General features: G+C 76.8%; 1 protein-coding gene and 2 pseudogenes. All 3 read right to left on the bottom strand.

Annotated elements, in window-relative coordinates; translation table 11 throughout:
- Window positions 1-6,926: pseudogene (locus ACIG3E_RS40705) on the bottom strand (type I polyketide synthase); the annotation flags it as partial.
- A pseudogene (locus ACIG3E_RS40700) lies at window positions 6,915-6,962 on the bottom strand (polyketide synthase docking domain-containing protein); the annotation flags it as partial. The pseudogenes ACIG3E_RS40705 and ACIG3E_RS40700, both read right to left, overlap by 12 nt.
- Window positions 6,963-7,025: 63 nt before the next feature.
- Window positions 7,026-21,893 carry a type I polyketide synthase gene (locus ACIG3E_RS40695; RefSeq protein WP_399626223.1) on the bottom strand — a complete coding sequence of 4,956 codons (14,868 nt, stop codon included), beginning with the start codon at window positions 21,891-21,893 and terminating at the stop codon, window positions 7,026-7,028.
- Between the last annotated feature and the right edge of the window lie 3 nt (window positions 21,894-21,896).

Raw genomic sequence — 21,896 nt, 5'->3', positions numbered from 1 at the left:
TGCGCCCCCTGCCCCGGAAACACAAACACCGTCCCCCCGGACACCGACACCCCACCCGACACCACACACGACGACGGCTCACCCACCGCCAACGCACGCAACCCCAGGCGCAGTTGGTCGCGACCGCCACCCACCACGGCCCGGTGCTCGTGGAGTGCCCGGGTCTCGATCAGCGACAGCGCGACGTCGGAGATCCGTACGTCCTCCTTGCCGCACACCTCAAGCAACCGCTCCGCCTGCGCCCGCAACGCCTGCGGCGACCGTGCCGACACCACCCACGGCACCGGCCCCTCCACCTCGGAAGCCCCGGCGACCACGGACTCCCGCGGCACCTCCTCCACGATCACGTGCGCGTTCGTCCCGCTCACGCCGAACGACGAGACACCGGCTCGTCGCGGCCCGCCCCCGGTCTCCCAGGCGCGTGCCTCGGCGAGCAGCCGTACGTGGCCGGTCGACCAGTCGACCTGCGGGGTGGGTTCGTCGACGTGGAGGGTCCGGGGCAGCAGGCCGTGGCGCATCGCCAGGACCATCTTCATGACACCGGCGACACCGGCCGCCGCGGAGGTGTGGCCGATGTTGGACTTCAGGGAGCCCAGCCACAACGGCCGCTCCTCCAGACGCTCTTGGCCGTACGTGGCCAGCAACGCCTGCGCCTCGATCGGATCACCCAAGCGCGTGCCCGTACCGTGCGCCTCCACCGCGTCCACGTCCTTCGCCGACAACCCCGCGTCCACGAGCGCCGCACGGATCACCCGCTGCTGCGACGGACCGTTCGGAGCCGTCAGACCATTGCTCGCACCGTCCTGATTCACCGCACTGCCCCGCACCACCGCCAGCACCGGATGACCGTTGCGCCGGGCATCCGACAGACGCTCCAGGACGAGGATTCCGGCGCCTTCGCCGAAGCTGGTGCCGTCCGCGGCCGCCGCGAAGGACTTGCAGCGGCCGTCGGCGGCGAGGCCTCCCTGGCGGCTGAACTCCACGAAGAGTTCGGGGCTCGACATCACGGTGACGCCGCCCGCGACGGCGAGCGCGCACTCGCCCCGGCGTAGCGACTGCACCGCGGTGTGCAGCGCGACGAGGGAGGAGGAGCAGGCCGTGTCGATGGTGAGGGCCGGGCCTTCGAGGCCGAAGGCGTAGGCGACGCGGCCGGAGACGACGCTGCCGGAGTTGCCGGTGCCGAGGAAGCCCTCGACGTCCTCGGGGATGTGCGGCAGGAGCCGTACCGCGTAGTCCTGCTGCATCAGGCCGACGAAGACGCCCGTGGGGGTGCCGCGCAGCGCGGCCGGGTCGATGCCCGCGCGTTCGAAGGCCTCCCAGGTGATGGTGAGCAGCAGGCGCTGCTGCGGGTCCATGGCGATGGCCTCGCGGGGCGAGATCCCGAAGAAGTCGGCGTCGAAGTCCCCGGCGCCGCTGAGGAACCCGCCTTCCCGCACGTACGAGGTGCCGGTGTGGCCGGGGTCGGGGTCGTAGAGGGCGTCGAGGTCCCAGCCCCGGTCGGTGGGGAAGTCGCCGATGCCGTCGGCGCCGGAGGCGACGAGGCGCCACAGGTCGTCCGGGGTGCGGACGGCGCCGGGGAAGCGGCAGCCCATCGCGACGATGGCGACCGGCTCGTCCGCGGCGGACGCCACGGGCACGGCCGCGGTCGCCCCGGTAGCGGTCCCGGCCAGTTCGTCGCGCAGGAGCCCGGCGAGGGCTTCCGGGGACGGGTGGTCGAAGACCAGGGTGGCGGGCAGGCGGAGCCCGGTGGCGGCGCCCAGGCGGTTGCGGAGTTCGACGGAGGCGAGGGAGTCGAAGCCGAGGTCGCGGAAGGCCCGCGCGGGGGCCACGGCGCTGCCGGAGGTGTGGCCGAGGACCGCGGCGGCCTGCGCGCACACCAGCTGGACGAGGGTGCGCCGCTGTTCGGCCTCCGGCAGCGCGGCGAGGCGTTCGGCCAGGGAGGTGCCCGTCTCCGCGGTGGGCGCGGCGGCCGCGGCTCTGCGCACGGGGACGCGTACCAGGGCGCGCAGGAGCGGCGGCACCGGTTCGCCCTCCGTGGCCCGGGCGCGCAGGGCGCGGCGGTCGAGCCGGAGCGGGACGAGCGCGGGCGCGTCGACGGTGAGGGCCGCGTCGAAGAGGGCGAGGCCCTGTTCGGTGGTGAGCGCGGGCATGCCGGAGCGGGCCAGGCGGCGCACGTCGGCGTCGTCGAGGTGGCCGGTGAGGGCGGAGCGCTGTTCCCACAGGGTCCAGGCGAGGGACTGCGCGGGCAGACCGCGGGCGTGGCGCCATTGGGCGAGGGCGTCGACGTAGGCGTTGGCGGCGGCGTAGTTGCCCTGTCCGGGGCCGCCGAAGGTGCCCGCCGCCGAGGAGAAGAGGACGAAGGCCTTCAGGTCGAGGTCCTGGGTGAGGTCGTGGAGGTGGAGCGCGGCGTCGGCCTTGGGGCGCAGGACCGTGTCGATACGGTCGGGTGTGAGGGAGGTGACGACGCCGTCGTCGAGGGCGCCCGCGGCGTGCACCACGGCCGTCAGGGGGTGGTCGGCGGGAACGCCGTCGAGGAGGGCGGCGAGCGCGGCGCGGTCGGCGGCGTCGCAGGCGGCGACGGTGACCTGGGCGCCGAGCGCGACGAGTTCCGTGACGGTCTCGGCGGCGCCCGGCGCGTCCGGTCCCGAGCGGCCCGTGAGCAGGAGGTGGCGCACGCCGTGGTGGGCCACGAGGTGGCGGGCCACGCGGGAGCCGAGCAGGCCGGTGCCGCCGGTGACGAGGACCGTGCCGTCCGGGTCGAGGGCGACCGGTGTCGGGGCGTCGGCGGGGACCTTGCCGAGGCGCGGGGCGAGGAGGGTGTCGCCGCGCAGGGCGAGCTGCGGCTCGTCGGCGGCGAGGGCCGCGGCCACGGCCTGCGTGTCCGCCCCGGCGTCCAGGTCAAGGAGGACGAAGCGGCCGGGGTGTTCGGACTGGGCAGAGCGCACCAGGCCCCACACGGCGGCACGGGCCGGGTCGGTGGGGGCCTCGCCGGGGGCGGCGGCGACCGCGCCCCGGGTGACGACGGCGAGGCGGGTGGCGGCGAGGCGCTCGTCGGCGAGCCAGGCTTGGAGGGCTTCCAGGGTCCGGTGGAGCGCGTGGCGTGCCGCGCCCGTGTCGGCGCTGCCCGTCCCGCTCTCGCCGGTGGGGAGTTCCGCCAGCAGGACCGTGCCGGGGGCGGGGGCGCCCGCGCCGAGGGCGGCGAGGAACGCGCGCAGGTCGGGGTGCGTGTGCGGCAGGCCGAAGGAGTGCGGGCCGACGGCCACGGGGGTGGTGTCCGTCCCGGCCCGCGGGCGGGCGAGGGGGGTCCACTCCACGCGGAACAGCGCGTCGTGGTGGGTAGGGCCCGCGCCGGGTGCGGCCGCGGCCGGGCGCAGGGTCAGGCACTCCACGGCGGCCAGGGGGCTGCCTGCGGCGTCGGTGACGTCGAGGGCGAGGGTGTCGGTGCCGGTCGCGGTCAGGCGCATGCGCAGCGCGGTGGCGCCCGAGGCGTGCAGGGCGGCCCCGGACCAGGCGAACGGCATCCGGCCGCCGTCGGCCGGGGCGGCGGTGAGCCCGGTGGCGTGCAGGGCGGCGTCGAGCAGCGCCGGGTGCAGGGCGAACCGCGCGGCGTCCTGGCGGAGTCCGGCCGGGAGTTCGGCCTCGGCGTACAGGTCGTCGCCGAGCCGCCACGCCGCCGTGAGGCCCTGGAAGGCGGGGCCGTAGGCGAAGCCGCCCTCGGCGTAGCGGTCGTACATGCCGTCGAGGTCGAGGGGGGTGGCACCGGGCGGAGGCCAGGCGGCGGGGGCGGCGGGGGCCGGGCCGGGGGTGCGCGGGGCGAGGACGCCGGTGGCGTGGCGGGTCCACTCCTCGTCCGAGTCGGGGTCGTCGGGCCTGGCGTGCAGGGCGAGGGTGCGGGTGCCGTCGGGGGCGGGCGCGCCGACGGACAGGCGCAGCACGACACCGCCGTCCTGAGGCAGCGTCAGGGGCGCTTCGAGGGTGAGGTCGTCGACGCGGGGGCAGCCGGTGTGGTCGCCCGCGAGGACGGCGAGTTCCAGGAAGGCGGTGCCGGGCAGCAGCGCGGCCCCCTGGACGGCGTGGTCGGCGAGCCAGGGGTGGGTGCGCAGCGAGAGCCTGCCGGTGAGCAGCAGTCCTTCGCTGTCGGCCAGGGTGACGACGGCGCCGAGGAGCGGGTGCCCGGAGGGGGTGAGTCCGACCGAGGCGGGGTCGCCCGCGGGCGCGCCGGAGTCCTCCAGCCAGTAGCGCTCCCGCTGGAAGGCGTAGGTGGGCAGGTCGACGCGGTGCGGGCGCTGCCCGGCGAGGGCCGCGTCCCAGTCCACGGGCACGCCTCGTACGTGCAGTTCCGTGAGCGCGGTGAGCAGCCGCCGCGGGCCGCCGTCGTCGCGGCGCAGCGTGCCGAGGGCGAGCGCGTCGGTGCCGGTGGCGTCGGCGGTGTCCTGGAGCCCGGCGGTGAGCACGGGGTGCGCGCTGACCTCGACGAGGACGCGGTGCCCGGCGGCGAGCAGGGCGCGCGCGGCCTCGTCGAAGCGCACGGTGCGGCGCAAGTTCTCGTACCAGTAGCGGGCGTCGAGGCGTGCGGTGTCCAGGAGGCCGCCGGTGACGGTCGAGTAGAAGGGGACGTCGGCGGTGCGGGGCGCGATGCCCGCGAGCGCGCCTGTCAACTCGTCCTGGATCTCCTCGACGTGGGGACCGTGCGAGGCGTAGTCGACGGGGATGGAGCGGGCCCGTACGCCGTCGGCGTCGAGGGCGGCGAGGAGTTCGGCGAGGGCCTCGGGGTCGCCGGAGACGGCGACGGAGGAGGGGCCGTTCACGGCGGCGACGGCGATCCGCTCGCCCCAGGGCGCGATGCGCTCGCGGACCCGGTCGGCGGGGAGCGACACCGACGCCATGCCGCCGCGTCCGGCGAGGGCCCGCAGCGCCTTGGCGCGTACGGCGACGACCTTGGCGGCGTCGGCGAGGGTGAGCGCCCCGGCCACGCACGCGGCGGCCATCTCGCCCTGGCTGTGCCCGACGACGGCGGCGGGCTCGACGCCGTGGGCGCGCCACACCTCGGCGAGGGAGACCATCACCGCGAACAGGGCGGGCTGGACGACGTCCACGCGGTCGAGGGAGGGCGCGCCGGGGGCTTCGCGCAGGACGTCGAGGAGCGGCCAGTCGGTGTGCGGGGCCAGGGCTTCGGCGCACTCGGCCAGGCGGGCGGCGAACACCGGTGAGGCGTCGAGGAGTTCGCGGGCCATGCCGGGCCACTGGGCGCCCTGGCCGGGGAAGACGAAGGCGACCGCCTCGCCGGTGCGGGCCGTGCCGCGCGTGCAGCCCGGGGGCAGCGGGTCCGTGTCGCGGGCGAGCGCGTCCAGGGCGTCGAGCAGCGTCTGCCGGTCGTCGGCGACGAGGGCGGCGCGCTGTTCGTGGGCGGCGCGGCCGGTCGCCAGGGTGTGGGCGACGTCCGCCGGGTGCAGCGCGGGGTGCCGCGTCAGATGGGCGTGGAGCGCGGCGGCCTGGGCGCGCAGGGCCCGGGGGTCGCGTGCGGAGACCAGCCAGGGCACGGGGCCGGTGCGGTCCCTGTCGGCGGTGGGTCCGTCGGTGGGCTCGGCCTGTTCGAGGATGACGTGGCCGTTGGTGCCGCTGACGCCGAAGGAGGAGACGGCGGCGCGGCGCGGGCGCCCCGTGCCGGGCCACGGCGTGGCCTCGGTGACGAGCCGCAGCGTCCCCGGCGACCAGTCGACCTGGGGGGTGGGGTCGCCGCCGTGCAGGGACGGCGGCACCTCGCCGTGCCGCATGGCGAGGATCATCTTGATGACGCCGCCGACCCCGGCGGCGGCCTGGGTGTGGCCGATGTTGGACTTCAGCGAGCCGAGCAGCAGCGGCTGTTCGGCGGTGTGCTCGCGCCCGTACGTGGCGAGCAGGGCCTGGGCCTCGATGGGGTCGCCGAGCGGGGTGCCGGTGCCGTGGGCCTCGACGACGTCGACGTCGGCCGGGGCGAGCCGGGCGTTCGCGAGGGCCTGGCGGATGACGCGCTGCTGGGAGGGGCCGTTGGGGGCGGTGAGGCGGCTGCTGGCGCCGTCCTGGTTGACGGCTGAGCCGCGGACCAGGGCGAGCACGGGGTGGCCGTGGCGGCGGGCGTCGGACAGGCGCTCCAGGAGGAGCATGCCGACGCCCTCGCCCCAGCCGGTGCCGTCGGCGGCGGCCGAGAAGGACTTGCACCGGCCGTCCGCCGCGAGGCCGTTCTGCCTGCTCATCTCGGTGAACGGCACCGGCGTGGACATCACCATGGCGCCGCCCGCGAGGGCGAGCGCGCAGTCGCCCTGACGGAGCGCCTGGCAGGCCAGGTGGAGGGCGACGAGCGAGGAGGAGCAGGCGGTGTCGACGGAGACGGCGGGGCCTTCGAGGCCGAAGGTGTAGGCGATGCGGCCGGAGGCGACGCTGTCGGAGCTGCCGTTGCCCAGGTAGCCCTGGACGTCGTCGGGCACCTGGCGCAGGCGCACCGCGTAGTCCTGGTACATCACCCCGGCGAAGACGCCGGTGCGGCTGCCGCGCAGGGCGTGCGGGTCGATCCCGGCGCGCTCGAAGGTCTCCCAGGTGGTCTCCAGGAGGAGCCGCTGCTGCGGGTCCATGGCGAGGGCCTCGCGCGGAGATATGCCGAAGAAGCCGGGGTCGAACGCGGCGGCGTCGTCGAGGAAGCCGCCCTCGGCGCTGTACGTGCTGCCGGGCCGCTCCCCCGTCGGGTCGTGCAGGGCGGCCAGGTCCCAGCCGCGGTCGGCGGGGAAGGGCGTGATCGCGTCGGTGCCCGTGGACACGAGCCGCCACAGGTCCTCGGGGGTGCGGACGCCGCCGGGGTAGCGGCAGCCCATCGCGACGACGGCGATCGGTTCCCGGTCCCTCGCCTCGGCCTCGCCGAGGCGCTGCTTGGTCCGGTGCAGGTCGGCGGCCACCCGCTTGAGATAGTCGCGCAGCTTGTCGTCATTCACCGTGCATCGTCACCTTTGGTACGCGGGGCGGTCGGAGAAAGGGCGTGGGGCGGCGGGGTGCCGTCATGGCCTGCCGAGTTCGTTGTCGATGAAGGCGAAGAGGTCGTCGTCGGTGGAGCCCATGCGGTCCTCCACGGCGTCCGCGTCCGGTTCGGTGCCGGGGCGGAGCGTCTCCAGGAGGTCCTGGAGGCGGGCCGTGAGGGTGGTGCGGGCGCCGTCGTCGGGCAGGCCGTCGCGCACCACGGCCTCCAGGCGTTCGAGTTCGGCGAGGGCGGCGGGGCCGGTCCCGGCCGTGCCGTCCCCCGGGGCGATCTCGTCGGCCAGGTGGCGGGCCACCGCGGCGGCCGTCGGGTGGTCGAAGAGCAGGGTCGCGGGCAGGTGCAGGCCGGTGGCGGCGCGCAGCCGGTTGCGCAGTTCCACCGCGGTCAGCGAGTCGAAGCCGAGGTCGAGCAGGGGCTGTTCGGTGCTGAGGGCCGCCGGGTCGGGGAAGCCGAGGACCAGCGCGGCGTGGGTGCGGACCACGTCGGCCAGGACCCGGGCGCGCTGCGCCGGGGGCAGCCCCGCCAGGCGTCCGCGCAGGGCGTCCGCGGCGTCGGGCCCCGGCCCGTCGCCCGCCGCGGCCCGGCGCGCCGGGGTGCGGACGAGGCCGCGCAGGAAGGCGGGCACGCCTCCGGCGGCGGCCTGGGCCGCGAGCGCCCCGGTGTCCAGGCGCAGGGGCAGCAGCGCGGGCGCGTCCAGGCCGGTGGCCGCGTCGAAGAGGGCGACGCCGTCGGCAGGGGTGAAGGCGACGATGCCGCCGCGGGCGATGCGGGCGAGGTCGGCCTCGCCGAGGTGTCCGGTCATGCCGCCGCCGGTGGCCCACAGGCCCCAGCCGAGCGAGGCGGCGGGCAGGCCCCGGGCCCGGCGCCGGTGGGCGAGGGCGTCCAGGAAGGCGTTGGCCGCCGCGTAGTTGGCCTGGCCCATGCCGCCGAAGACACCGGCGATGGAGGAGAAGACGACGAACGCGGACAGGTCGAGGTCCGCGGTCAGCTCGTGCAGGTGGACGACGGCGTCCACCTTGGGGCGCAGCACCCGGTGGAGCTGGTGCCCGGTCATGTCGGCGACGACGCCGTCGTCGATGACGCCCGCGGTGTGCACGACGCCGCGCAGCGGGTGCTCCAGGGCGCCGAGGACCTTCTCCAGGGCCTCCCGGTCGGCGGCGTCGCAGGCGACGATCTCCGCCTCGGCGCCGAGGGCGGCCAGTTCGGCGCGGAGCGCGTCGGCGCCGTCGGCGGCGGGTCCGCTGCGGCTGGTGAGCAGCAGGTGCCGTACGCCGTGCTCGCCCGCGAGGTGACGGGCGATCAGGGAGCCGATGGAGCCGGTGCCGCCGGTGATCAGGACGGTGCCCTCGGGGTCCCAGCCGGGTGCGCGCACGGGGGTGGAGCCGGGCACCCGGGCGAGGCGCGCGGTGTGCGGCTGCCCGGCGCGCAGGGCGAGTTGGGGCTCCCCCGTGCCGTGCGCCGCGGCGAGGACCGCGGCGAGGGCGGCGTCCGACGCGGGCTCGCCGTCGGTGTCGAGCAGCACGAACCGGTCGGGGTGCTCGGTCTGCGCGGAGCGGACCAGGCCCCAGACGGCGGCCTGCGCGGGGTCGGCCACGTCGTCGTCGGGTCCGACGGGCACGGCTCCGGTGGTGACGAGGGCCAGCTTGGCGCCCGCGTACCGCTCGTCGGCGAGCCAGGCCCGCACCAGCTCCAGGACGCTGCCGGTGAGCTCGTGGACGGACGCGGCGAGCTCCCCGGTCGTGGGCGGCAGCGCGGTCACGACGAGGGCGGGTACCTCGGCGCCCGCCTCGATCGCCGCTCCCAGGGCGGCGAGGTCCGGATGGGCGGGCGCGAGGCCGGGCAGGGCGTCGCCGAGCACGGCGCAGGACGCGGGGGCGGTGTCGGCCACCGCGAGGGCGGGCCACTCCAGGCGGAACATGTCCTCGTGGGTGCCGGTGCGCGACTCCTGGAGGCGGTCGGCCGACACGGGCCTGAGCACCAGGGAGCGGGCCGAGGCAACCGGGGCGCCCGTGGGGTCGGCCACCGTCCACGCGACGGCGTCGCGCCCGGCCGGTGTCATGCGCAGGCGCAGCGCGGCCGCGCCCGCGGCGTGCAGGCGTACGGCGCTCCAGGAGAACGGCAGCCAGCCCTGGTCGCTGCCTTCGAGGACGCCGAAGGCCAGCGCGTGCAGGACGCTGTCGAGGAGCGCGGGGTGGAGGCCGTAGCGTCCGGCGTCGGGTGCCTGGGCCTCGGGCAGGCGGGCCTCGGCGTAGACGGTGTCGCCCAGGCGCCAGGCGGCGCACAGGCCCTGGAAGGCGGGGCCGTAGGCGAAGCCGCCGTCGGCGAGGCGCGCGTAGAGGCCGTCGACGTCGAGGGGTTCGGCTCCGGCGGGCGGCCAGGCGGTGAGGTCCTCGGGCGGTGTGTGCTCGCCGGGGCTCAGGCGGCCCGTGGCGTGCCGGGTCCAGGGCTCGTCCGGCGCGGCGTGTTCGGGCCTGGCGTGGAAGGCGAAGGCGCGGCCGCCGCCCGCGTCGGGCGCCTGGACGGTGAGCTGGAGGGTGACGGCGCCCCGCTCGGGCAGGGTCAGGGGCGCTTCCAGGGTGAGTTCGTCGACCTCGGCGCAGCCCAGCTCGTCGCCCGCGTGGACGGCGAGTTCGAGGAAGGCCGTGGCGGGCAGGAGCGCGGCGCCGAGGACGGCGTGGTCGGCGAGCCAGGGGTGGGCGGCCACGGAGAGGCGGCCGGTGAACAGGTGGCCGCCGGTGTCGGCGAGCGGGGCGCCCGCGCCGAGCAGCGGATGCCCGGCGGGAAGCAGGCCCGCGGCGGGCATGTCGCCGGTGGGCGGGGTCGGCGGGAGCCAGTAGCGGGCGCGCTGGAAGGCGTACGTGGGCAGCTCGACGTGCCCGGCCGGGACCCGCGCGAACAGCGGCGCCCAGTCGACCCGCACGCCGTGGACGTGCAGGTGGGCCAGGGCCCCGGTGAACGCGGCCTCCTCCGGCGCGTCCTTGCGGAGCAGCGGCACCGCGGCGGTGCCGTCGGCGGGCCCGGTCAGGCACTCCTGGCCGAGCGCGGTCAGGGAGCCGTCGGGCCCGAGTTCCACGTACGCGGTGGCGCCTTCGGCCTCCAGGGTCCGTACGGCGTCCAGGAAGCGGACGGTGGAGCGGACGTGGCGGACCCAGTGGCCGGGGTCGCGCAGCTCCTCGGCGGTGGCGACGGCGCCGGTCAGGTCGGAGACGACGGGGATCCGCGGCGCGTGGTAGGTGACTTGTTCGGCGACGGCCCTGAAGTCGTCCAGCATGTCGTCCATGTGCGGGGAGTGGAAGGCGTGGCTGACGGTGAGGCGCCGGGTCTTGTGGCCCTTGTCCCGCCAGTGGGCGGCGATCTCCTCGACGGCCGCCGCGTCGCCGGACAGGACGGTGGCGGCGGGTCCGTTGACGGCGGCCACCGCGATCTCGCCCTCGCGGCCCGCGAGGTGGGGCAGCAGCTCCGGCTCGGGGACGGTGAGGGAGACCATCGCGCCGCCGCCGGGCATGGCCTGCATCAGGCGGCCGCGCGCGGCCACGAGGGCGCAGGCGTCCGGCAGCGAGAGCACCCCGGCGGCGTGCGCGGCGGCGAGCTGTCCCACGGAGTGCCCGGTGACGAGGTCGGGGCGCACGCCGTACGACTCCAGGAGCCGGTGCAGGGCGACGCCGACGGCGAACAGGGCGGGCTGGGTGTAGGCCGTGGTGTGCAGCAGGGCCGCGTCCGCGCTGCCCTCCGGCGCGGCGATCACGTCGCGCAGCGGGCGGTCGAGGAGCGGGTCGAGTTCCGCGCACACCGCGTCGAAGGCGTCGGCGAACGCCTCGAAGCGCTCGTACAGTTCCGCGCCCATGCGCGGGCGCTGGCTGCCCTGGCCGGGGAAGAGGAAGGCCGTCCTGCCCGCCCGGCCGGTGGCGCCCTCGATGACGTCGGCCGAGGGGGTGCCGTCGGCGAGCGCGGCCAGGAGGCCTTCGCGGTCGGCGCCGACGAGGACGGCCCGGTGCTCGAAGGCGGTGCGGCCGGTGGCCAGGGCCTTGCCGACGGCGTCGGGGTGCTGCTCCGGCGCGGCGGTGACGCCATCGAGCAGGCGCCGGGCCTGGGCGCGCAGGGCGTCCTCGCCGCGGGCGGAGAGCAGCCAGGGCAGACGGCGGCCCGAGGGCGGCGCCGCGGCGGGGGGCGCGGGGTCGGGGACGTGTTCCAGGATGGTGTGCGCGTTGGTGCCGCTCACGCCGAAGGACGACACGCCGGCGCGGCGCGGGCGGTCCCCCTCGGGCCAGGCGGTGTGCTCGGTGACCACGCGGACGCGCCCCGCCGACCAGTCCACGTACGGCGTCGGCTCGTCGACGTGGAGGGTGGCCGGGAGCGCGCCGTGCCGCATGGCCAGGACCATCTTGATGATGCCCGCGATGCCCGCGGCGGCCTGGGCGTGACCGATGTTGGACTTCAACGAGCCCAGGTACAGCGGTGTGTCGCGCTGCTGTCCGTACGTGGCGAGCAGGGCCTGGGCCTCGATGGGGTCGCCGAGGCGGGTGCCGGTGCCGTGGGCCTCGACGGCGTCCACGTCGCCGGGGGCGAGGCCCGCGCCCGCGAGGGCCTGGCGGATGACGCGCTGCTGGGAGGGGCCGTTGGGGGCGGTGAGGCCGTTGCTGGCGCCGTCCTGGTTGACGGCCGAGCCGCGGACCAGGGCGAGCACGGGGTGGCCGCTCCTGCGCGCGTCGGAGAGGCGCTCCAGGAGCACCATGCCCGCGCCCTCGGCCCAGGCGGTGCCGTCGGCGGCGGCCGCGAACGGCTTGCAGCGGCCGTCGGCGGCGAGCCCGCGCTGGCGGGAGAACTCGACGAACGCGCCGGGCGTGGCCATCACCGTGACGCCGCCCGCGAGCGCGAGGGAGCACTCGCCGGAGCGCAGCGCCTGCGCCGCCATGTGGACGGCGACCAGCGAGGAGGAGCAGGCCGTGTCCACGGTCACGGCGGGGCCCTCCAGGCCGAAGGTGTACGCGATGCGCCCGGAGGCGACGCTGCCCGCGCTGCCGATGCCGAGGTAGCCCTCGAACTCCTCGGACGGCTCGGTGACGCGGGAGCCGTAGTCGCGGTAGCTGGAGCCGACGAAGACCCCGCCGTCGCTGCCCTTGAGGGTCCGCGGGTCGATGCCCGCCCGCTCGAAGGCCTCCCAGGCGGTCTCCAGGAGGAGCCGCTGCTGGGGGTCGACCGCGAGGGCCTCGCGCGGCGAGATGCCGAAGAAGGCGGGGTCGAAGTGGGCGGCGTCGTAGAGGAATCCGCCTTCGCGGGCGTAGGTGCGCCCGACCTTCTCCGGGTCCGGGTCGTAGAGGCCCTCCAGGTCCCAGCCGCGGTCGGTGGGGAAGGCGGAGATGGCGTCGGTGCCGTCGGCGAGGAGCCGCCAGAAGTCCTCGGGAGTCTGGACGCCGCCGGGGAAGCGGCAGCTCATCGCGACGATCGCGATCGGGTCGTCGTCGGTGACGGCCGCCGCGGCGGGCAGGGGGGCCGTCGCGGGTGCGGGCGCCGCCGTGCCGAGCAGTTCCTCGCGCAGGTGGTCGACGAGCGCGGTGGTGGTGGGCCGGTCGAAGACGAGCGTGACGGGCAGGCGCAGGCCGGTGGCCTCGGCGACGCGGTTGCGCAGCTCCACGGCGGTCAGGGAGTCGAAGCCGAGGTCCTTGAAGGCGCGCTCCGGTGCGATCGCGGCGGGGTCGTCGTGCCCGAGCACGTCGGCGGCCAGGGCGCGCACCAGGTCCGCCAGTTCCTGGGTGCGTTCGGCGTCGCCGAGGCCGGTGAGCCGCGCCACGAGGGTGTTCTCGGCGGCGCCCGGTGCGGCGGCGCGCTCGGCGAGGGCGCCGCGCGCCTCGGGCACGTCGGCCAGGAGAGCGCTGGGCCGCAGCGCGGTGTAGGCGCGGACGAAGCGGTCCCAGGCGAAGTCGGCGACGATCAGCCGGGTCTCGTCGTCGGCCAGGGCCTGCCAGAGGGCCTCGACGGCGAGTTCGGGGTCCATGGCGGGCAGGCCGCTGCGGACCAGGCGTTCGCTGGTGGCGCCCGCGGCCAGGCTGTCGCCGCCCCACAGGCCCCAGGCCACGGAGGTGGCGGGCAGGCCGTGGTCGCGGCGCGTCTGCGCGAGGGCGTCGAGGAAGGCGTTGGCGGCGGCGTAGCTGCCCTGCCCGGTGCCGCCGAGGGTGCCCGCGAGGGAGGAGAACAGCACGAAGGCCGTCAGGTCCGCGTCCCGGGTGAGCGCGTCGAGGTGGAGCGCGGCGTCCGTCTTGGGGCGCAGGACCCCGGCGGCGCGTTCGGGGGTGAGCGTGTCGAGGACGCCGTCGTCCAGGACGCCCGCGGCGTGGAACACGGCGCGCAGCGGGCGCCCCGGCGGGACGGCGCCGAGGAGCGCGGCGAGGTCGTCGCGGTCGGCTGCGTCGCAGGCGGCGATGGTGAACTCGGTGCCGAGTGCGGTGAGTTCGGCGGCGAGCGCGGCGGCGCCCGGGGCGTCCGGGCCGCGGCGGCCGGTCAGAAGCAGATGCGCGGTGCCGCTCCGGGCGAGCCTGCGGGCGATTTGGGCGCCGAGGCCGCCCGTGCCGCCGGTGATCAGGATGGTGCCGTCGGGCGTCCAGCCGGGTCCTTCGGGCTCGGGCCTGGGCGCGGCGTGGGCGAGGCGGCGGCCGAACACGCCGGAGGCGCGGATCGCGAGCTGGTCCTCGCCGTCCGGGGCCGCGAGGACCGCGGCGAGCCGGGCGCGGGCCCGTGCGTCGAGGCGGGCGGGCAGGTCGACGAGGCCGCCCCAGCGCTCGGGGTGCTCGACGGCGGCCACTCCGCCGAGGCCCCAGTGCAGGGCGCCCAGGGGCGCGTCGAGGCGGTCGGAGCGGCCCACGGAGACGGCCCCGCGGGTGGCGCACCACAGCGGTGCCTTCGCCTCGGCGTCACCGAGCGCCTGGAGCAGCGCGGTGGTGAGCGCGAGGCCGACGGGCAGGGCGGTGCCCTCGGCGTACGGGGCGTCGGCGAGGGCGAGCAGGGACAGGACGCCGTCGGCCGGGGACTCCTGGGCGAGGGCACGCAGGCGCCCGGCGAGCGGGCCCCGCCCGCTCGCCCCGGCGTCGTCCGCACCGAGTTCCACGACGACGGGGTGCGCGCCGTGCTCGCGCAGGGCCTGGGCGCAGGCGGCGACGGCCGGGTCCGCGGCGGCGGCCTCGGGCACGGCCACCCACCAGGTGCCGCCGAGTTCCGCCGCGCGCTCCTGGGGCAAGGGCTTCCAGGTGACGCGGTGGCGCCAGGAGTCGAGGGTGGTCCGGCCCCGGCGGCCGTGCAGCCACTGGGAGAGCGCGGGCACGACGGTGCTCATGGCCGCGCGTACGTCGTCGTCCTCGATGCGCAGGTGCCGGGCGAGGGCGTCGGGGTCCTGACCCGCCACGGCGTCCCAGAAGCCGCGGTCGACGGGGTCCGTGCCGACGGGGGCGGTGGCGGCCTTTCGGGGCGCGGGCTCCATCCAGTAGTGGCGCCGCTGGAAGGCGTAGGTGGGCAGGTCGACGCGGCGGGCGCCGGTGCCGTCGAAGACGGCGTCCCAGTCCACGGGGTGGCCCAGGACGTGGAGTTCGGCGAGCGAGGTGAGCACGCGGTCGCGGCCGCCCTCGCCCCGGTGCAGGGTGCCGACGGCGCCGCCGTCGCCGCCCGCGGCCTCCAGGGCCTCCTGGAGCCAGACGGTGAGGGCGGGGTGGGTGCTGGCCTCGACGAACAGGCGGTGTCCGGCGGCGAGCAGGGCGCCCAGGGCCCGGTGGAAGTCGACGGGCTCGCGCAGGTTGCGGTACCAGTAGTCGGCGTCGAGGGCGGTGGTGTCCAGGGCGGCGCCGGTGACGGTGGAGTAGAAGGGCACGCGGGAGGGGCGCGGGGCGATTCCGGCGAGCAGGGTGCGCAGTTCGTCGTGGATCTCCTCGACCTGCGGCGAGTGCCCGGCGAAGTCGACGCCGGGCAGCGGCCAGCACAGTACGCCGTCGTCGGCGAGCGCGGTGTGCAGCTCACCCAGGGCGTCGGGGTCGCCCGAGACGGTCACCGTGGTGGGGCCGTTGACGGCGGCGACGCTCAACCGGTCCGTCCAGGGGGCGAGTCGGGCCTCCACCCGCTCCGGGGGCAGCGGGACGTACAGCATGCCGCCGCGCCCGGTGAGCGCGCGCAGGACCTTGCTGCGCAGGGCGACGACGCGGGCGGCGTCCTCCAGGGTGAGCGCCCCGGCCACGCAGGCCGCGGCGATCTCGCCCTGGGAGTGCCCGACCACGGCCGCGGGCTCGACACCGTAGGAGCGCCACACCTCCGCGAGCGACACCATCACGGCGAACAGCACCGGCTGCACCACGTCCACGCGCTCCAGGGACGCCGCCTCAGGGGCTTCCTTCAGTACGTCAAGGAGCGACCAGTCCGTGTGCGGGGCCAGCGCGTCCGCGCACTGGGCGATCCGCGCGGCGAACTCCGGCGAGGTGTCCAGGAGTTCACGCGCCATGCCCGGCCACTGCGAGCCCTGTCCGGGGAAGACGAACACGGCGCGCCGGTCCTGGGCGGTGGTGCCGCGCACGGCTCCGGGTCCGGTGCGGCCGTCGATCAGGGTGTCGAGGGCGGCGAGGAGGGCGTCCCGGTCGCGTCCGACGGCGGCGGCGCGGTGTTCGAAGGCGGTGCGCGTGGTGGCCAGGGAGTGTCCGACGTCGGCGGGGCGCAGGCCGGGCCGGGCCGTGACGTGGGCGCGCAGGCGGACGGCCTGCTCGCGCAGCGCTTCGGGGCTGCGCGCGGAGAGCACCCACGGCACGGCCGTGTCGGGGCACTCGGGCTCGGCCCCGGCCGGTTCCTCGTCGGCGGGCGGCTCCTCGACGACGACGTGGGCGTTGGTGCCGCTGAGCCCGAAGGAGGAGATCCCGGCGCGCCGGGGGTGGCCGTTCGCGGGCCAGGGCGCGGCCTCGGTGAGCAGCGAGACGGCGCCCGCGGACCAGTCGACGTTCGGGGACGGCGCGTCCACGTGCAGGGTCGCGGGGAGCACCTCGTGGTGCAGGGCGAGGACCATCTTCATGATGCCCGCGACTCCGGCGGCGGCCTGGCTGTGCCCGATGTTGGACTTCAACGAGCCCAGGAGCAGGGGCTTTTCGCGCTCCTGCCCGTAGGTGGCGAGCAGCGCGTCGGCTTCGATGGGGTCGCCGAGGGTGGTGCCGGTGCCGTGGGCCTCCACGGCGTCGACATCGGCGGCGGACAGGCCCGCGTCGGCGAGGGCCTCGGCGATCACGCGCTGCTGGGCCAGGCCGCTGGGGGCGGTGAGGCCGTTGCTCGCGCCGTCCTGGTTGACGGCGGAGCCGCGCAGGACGGCGAGGACGGGGTGGCCGCCCCGGCGGGCGTCGGACAGGCGCTCCAGGAGGAGCAGGCCGACGCCCTCGGCCATGCCGAAGCCGTCGGCGGCGGCCGCGAAGGACTTGCAGCGGCCGTCGGCGGCGAGGCCCCGCTGACGGCTGAAGCCGGTGAAGGTGAGCGGCGAGCCGATGACGGTGGCGCCGCCCGCGAGGGCGAGCGTGCAGTCGCCGTTGCGCAGGGCCTGCGCGGCGGTGTGGACGGCGACGAGGGAGGAGGAGCAGGCCGTGTCGACGGTCACGGCGGGCCCTTCGAGGCCGAGCGTGTAGGCGACGCGGCCGGACAGGACGCTGGTGGAGATGCCCGCGACGAACAGGCCCTCCAGCTCTTCCGGTACGTCGTCCATGCTGCCGCCGTAGCCCTGGTAGGCGGCGCCCGCGAAGACGCCGGTGCGGCTGCCGCGCAAGGTGTGCGGGTCGATCCCGGCGCGTTCCAGGGCCTCCCAGGAGGTCTCCAGGAGCAGGCGCTGCTGCGGGTCCATGGCGAGGGCCTCGCGCGGGGAGATGCCGAAGAAGCCCGCGTCGAAGCGGCCCGCGTCGTAGACGAAGCCGCCCGCCGTCGCGTAGCTGGTGCCGGGCCGGTCGGGGTCGGCGTCGTAGAGCGCGTCGAGGTCCCAGCCCCGGTCGGCGGGGAGGCCCGCGACCGCGTCGCGGCCCTCGGCGACGAGCTGCCACAGCTCTTCGGGGGTGGTGACGCCGCCCGGGTAGCGGCAGCTCATGGAGACGATGACGATCGGGTCGTCGTCGGCCGGGGCGGCGCGCAGCTCCGGCGCGGCGGCCGACGGGGCCCCGTCGCCGAGGAGTTCGGCGCGCAGGTGGCGGGCGAGCGCGGCGGGCGAGGAGTAGTCGAAGACGAGGGTGACGGGCAGGCGCAGACCGGTGGCCGCGGTGAGGCGGTTGCGCATCTCGACGGCGGTCAGCGAGTCGAAGCCGAGGTCGCGGAAGGCGCGTTCGGGCGCGAGCGCGTCGGGCGCGTCGTGGCCGAGTACGGCGGCGGCCTCGGTGAGCACCAGGGCGGACAGGGCGCGTTCGCGCTCGGGTTCGGTCAGGTCGCGCAGCTGGGCGCGGAGGCCGCCTGCCGGGTCCGTGGCGGCGTCGGCGGGGGCGGGGTCCGGGGCGAGGGCGGCGCGGGCCTCGGGGACGGCGGTGATGAGGGGGCTCGGCCTGCTGGTGGTGAAGACGGTGGCGAAGCGGTCCCAGTCGATGTCGGCGACCAGGACGAGGGTCTCGTCGTGGTCGAGTACCTGCTTCAGGGCGGTGACGCAGGTGGCGGGCGGCATGAAGAGCACGCCCTGGGCGCGGAGTTGGTCCTCGGCGAGGTTCGCGGCCATGCCGCCGCCGTCCTCGGGGCTCCAGATGCCCCACACCACGGAGGTGGCGGCCAGGCCCCGGGCTCTGCGGTTCTCGGCGAGCGCGTCCAGGTGGGCGTTGGCGGCGGCGTAGGCGCCGTGGATCGCGCTGCCCCAGACGCCGGAGATGGAGGAGAAGAGCACGAACGCGTCGAGCGTGTCCCGGTCGAACAGGGCGTCCAGGTGGTCCGCGCCGAGGGCCTTGGCGTGCAGCGTGTCGGCGAACTCGGCCGCGTCCGTGTCGTCGAGCGCCACGAGGGAGCCCCCGGCGGCGGCGTGCAGCACGGACCGGATCTCGCAGCCGTCGGCCGTGAGGCCAGCGACGAGGGCGGCGAGGGCGTCCCGGTCGGTGATGTCGCACGCGGCGACGGTGGTGCGGGCACCCAACGCGGTGAGTTCCGCGGCGAGTTCGGTGGCGCCGGGGGCGTCGGCGCCGCGGCGGCTGATCAGGACGAGGTGTTCGGCGCCCTCGCGGGCGAGCCAGCGGGCGATGTACGCGCCGAGGCCGCCGGTGCCGCCGGTGATCAGCGTGGTGCCGCGCGGGGTCCAGGCGCGGCGGGGCGCGGCGTCGCCGAGCGGGGCCCGGACGAGCCTGCGGCCGTGGACTCCCGCGGCGCGCACGGCGAGCTGGTCCTCGTCGCCGGGCGCGGCGAGCACCGCGCACAGGCGGGACGCGGCGCGGGGGTCGAGCTCGGGCGGCAGGTCGACGAGCCCGCCCCAGCGGCGCGGGTGCTCCAGGGCGGCGCACCGGCCGAGGCCCCAGGCCGCGTGCTGCGCGGGCCGCACCGGCGGGTCTGCGGGGCCGACGGCGACGGCGCCGCGCGTGGCCCACCACAGCGGCGCGTCGAGGCCCGCGTCGCCGAGGGCCTGGACGAGGGCGAGGCTCAGGGCGGTGCCGACGGACAGGGCGGGGTGGCGCGGGTGCGGCCGTTCGTCGGTGGCGAGCAGGGACAGGACTCCGGCGGGCGGCTCCTCGGCGTCGGTGAGGGCTTCGGCGAGGGCGTCGGCGAGCCGGTCGCGGAGCGGGCCCCGCTCGGGGTCGGCCACGTCGAGGGCGACGCTCACCACGGTGGCCCCGGCGTCCTGGAGGGCGCGGACGCAGGCCAGGGACTGCGGGTCGAGGGCGAGCGACGCGGGCAGCAGCACGAGCCAGGTGCCGTGGAGCCGGGCGGCGGCGGGCTCGGGCAGCGGCTGCCAGTCGGGCCGGTAGCGCCAGGACTCGACGGTGGTGAGCGCGGCGCGCCGTTCGCGCCAGGCGGCGAGCGCGGGCAGGACGGCGCTCAGCGGCTCCTCGGGGCCGACGCCGAGGGTGGCGGTCAGCTCCGGCAGGTCACCGGCGCGCACGGCCTCCCAGAACCGGTCCGCCACGGGGTCGGCGGGCGGCGCGGCCACGGCCGTGGGCGCGGACTGAAGCTCCAGCCAGTACGGGCGGTGCCGGAAGGCGTAGGTGGGCAGCCCGGTCGCGGCCGTGTGCCCGGCGAACACCCGGGACCAGTCCGGGGACAGGCCGCGGGTGTGGGCCTGGGCGAGGGCGAGCAGGAAGCGCGCGCGGCCGCCCTCGTCGCGGCGGAGCGTGCCGAGCACGGCGACGGGCCGCTCCAGGTCGGCGGCCTCGGCGGTCTGCTCCACGCCGAGGGTGAGCACCGGGTGGGCGCTGGCCTCGACGAAATAGCCGTAGCCCTGGTCGAGAAGGCCACGCACGGCCTCCTCGAAGCGCACGGTCCGCCGCAGGTTGCGATACCAGTACGCGGCGTCGAGGACAGCTCCGCCGTCCAGCCAGGCAGCGTCCACAGTGGAGTAGAACGGCACCTCGGCGGGGCGCGGCGCGAGGTCCGCGAGGGCGGCCAGGAGGCGCTCCTCGATCTCCTCGACGTGCGCGGAGTGCGAGGCGTAGTCGACGGGGATCACGCGGGCCCGCACGTCCTGGGCGACGAGGGCGGCGACGACACCCTCCACGGCCTCGGGATCACCCGAAACAACCGTGGTCGCGGGCCCGTTGACAGCCGCGACCGACAACCGGTCACCCCACGGCTCCAGGTGCGGGCCGAGGTCCGCGGCGGGCAGCGGCACGGACGCCATGCCACCGCGCCCGGCCAGCTCCCCGAGGGCCTGGCTGCGCAGCGCCACGACCTTCGCCGCGTCGTCCAGGGACAACGCGCCCGCCACACAGGCGGCCGCGATCTCGCCCTGGGAATGCCCCACCACCGCGTCCGGCTCGATCCCGTACGACCGCCACAGCTCCGCCAGCGACACCATCACTGCGAACAGGGCAGGCTGCACCACATCGACGCGCTCCAGCGACGGCGCACCATCAGCGCCGCGCAGCACGGCCTCCAACGACCAGTCCACGTACGGGGCGAGGGCCCGCTCGCACGCGGCCATGCGCGCCGCGAACACCGGCTCCGCGTCCAGGAGTCCGACCGCCATGCCCGGCCACTGCGAACCCTGCCCGGGAAAGACGAACGCGGTCTTGCCGTCGGGTCCCGTGGTGCCGCGGACGAGGTGTGGCGCGGTGGCGCCGGAGGCGAGCGCGGTCAGGCCGTCGACGAAGCCCGCCCGGTCGTCGGCGACGACGGCGGCGCGGTGCTCGAAGGCGGCGCGGGTGGTGGCCAGGGCCCGGCCGATCGCGCCTGCCGTGGAGCCCTCGTCGGTGCCGGTGCCGGTGTCTTCGAGGTGCGCGAGCAGACGTGTGGCCTGGGCGCGCAGGGCGTCCTCGTCGCGGGCGGAGAGCACCCAGGGCAGCGGGCCCGCGGCGGGTTCGGGCGCGGTGGCGTCCTGCTCCGGTTCGGTGGGGGCCTGCGGGGTGTCCTCCTCCAGGACGAGGTGCGCGTTCGTGCCGCTCACGCCGAACGCCGACACCCCGGCCCGGCGCGGGCGCCCCTGCGCCTGCCAGGGGCGGGGCTCGGCCAGGACCCGTACGGCGCCCTGTGACCAGTCGACGAAGGGCGTCGGCTCGTCGACGTGGAGGGTGCGGGGCAGCCGCCCGTGGCGCAGGGCCATGACCGTCTTGATGATGCCGCCGACACCGGCGGCGCCGGAGGTGTGGCCGATGTTCGACTTCAACGAGCCGATCCACAACGGCCGTTCGGCGGGCCGGTGCTTGCCGTAGGTGGCGAGCAGGGCCTGCGCCTCGATGGGGTCGCCGAGGCGGGTGCCGGTGCCGTGGGCCTCGACGGCGTCGACGTCGCCGGGGGCGATCCTGGCGTCGGCGAGGGCGTCGGTGATGACGCGCTCCTGCGCGGGTCCGTTGGGCGCGGTCAGGCCGTTGCTCGCCCCGTCCTGGTTGACGGCGGAGCCGCGGATGACGGCGAGGACCTGGTGGCCGTTGCGGCGGGCGTCGGCGAGGCGCTCCAGGACGAGGACGCCGACGCCCTCGGACCAGCCGGTGCCGTCGGCGGCCGCGGCGAAGGCCTTGCAGCGCCCGTCGGCGGACAGGGCGCGCTGACGGCTGAAGGCGACGAACGCGTCCGGGGTCGCCATCACGGCGACGCCGCCCGCCAGGGCGAGGGAGCACTCCCCGGAGCGCAGCGAGCGCACCGCGAGGTGCACGGCCACCAGGGACGAGGAGCAGGCGGTGTCGACGGTGAGCGCGGGCCCTTCGAGGCCGAGGGTGTAGGCGACGCGCCCGGAGACGACGCTGGCGGCCGTGCCGGTGTCGAGGAGCCCTTGGAGTTCGGGGACGTGCCGCGCGGTGCTGCCGTAGTCGTTGCGCATCGCGCCGACGAACACGCCGGTCCTGGTGGCGCGCAGCGCGTCCGGGTCGATGGCGGCGCGCTCGACGGCCTCCCAGGCGGTCTCCAGGACGAGGCGCTGCTGCGGGTCCATGGCGAGGGCCTCGCGCGGCGAGATCCCGAAGAAGCCCGCGTCGAAGTCCCCGGCCCGGTGCAGGAATCCGCCGTGCCGCGTGAAGGAGGTGCCCGGGTGGTCGGGGTCGGGGTGGTAGAGCGCCTCGGTGTCCCAGCCGCGCCCCGCGGGCCACTCGGTGATGGCGTCGGTGCCGCTGTCGACGAGGTCCCACAGGCGTTCGGGGGTGTCGGCGCCGCCGGGGTAGCGGCAGCTCATGGAGACGATGGCCACGGGGTCGTGGCGGGCGTCCTCCGCCTCGCGCAGTCGGCGGCGGGCGTCTCCCAGGTCGGCGGTGGCGCGCCTGAGGTATTCGAGGAGCTTGTCGTTGTCCGGCATGGG

The sequence above is a fragment of the Streptomyces sp. NPDC053474 genome (assembly GCF_044544845.1).
Taxonomy (GTDB): Bacteria; Actinomycetota; Actinomycetes; order Streptomycetales; family Streptomycetaceae; genus Streptomyces.
Note: the sequence above shows the minus strand (reverse complement) of the source record. Positions and strands in the feature narration are given on the sequence as shown.

Excerpts from the sequence above, each read along its gene's own strand:
- ACIG3E_RS40695 (WP_399626223.1), bottom strand. The coding sequence starts at position 21,893 with ATGCCGGACAACGACAAGCTCCTCGAATACCTCAGGCGCGCCACCGCC.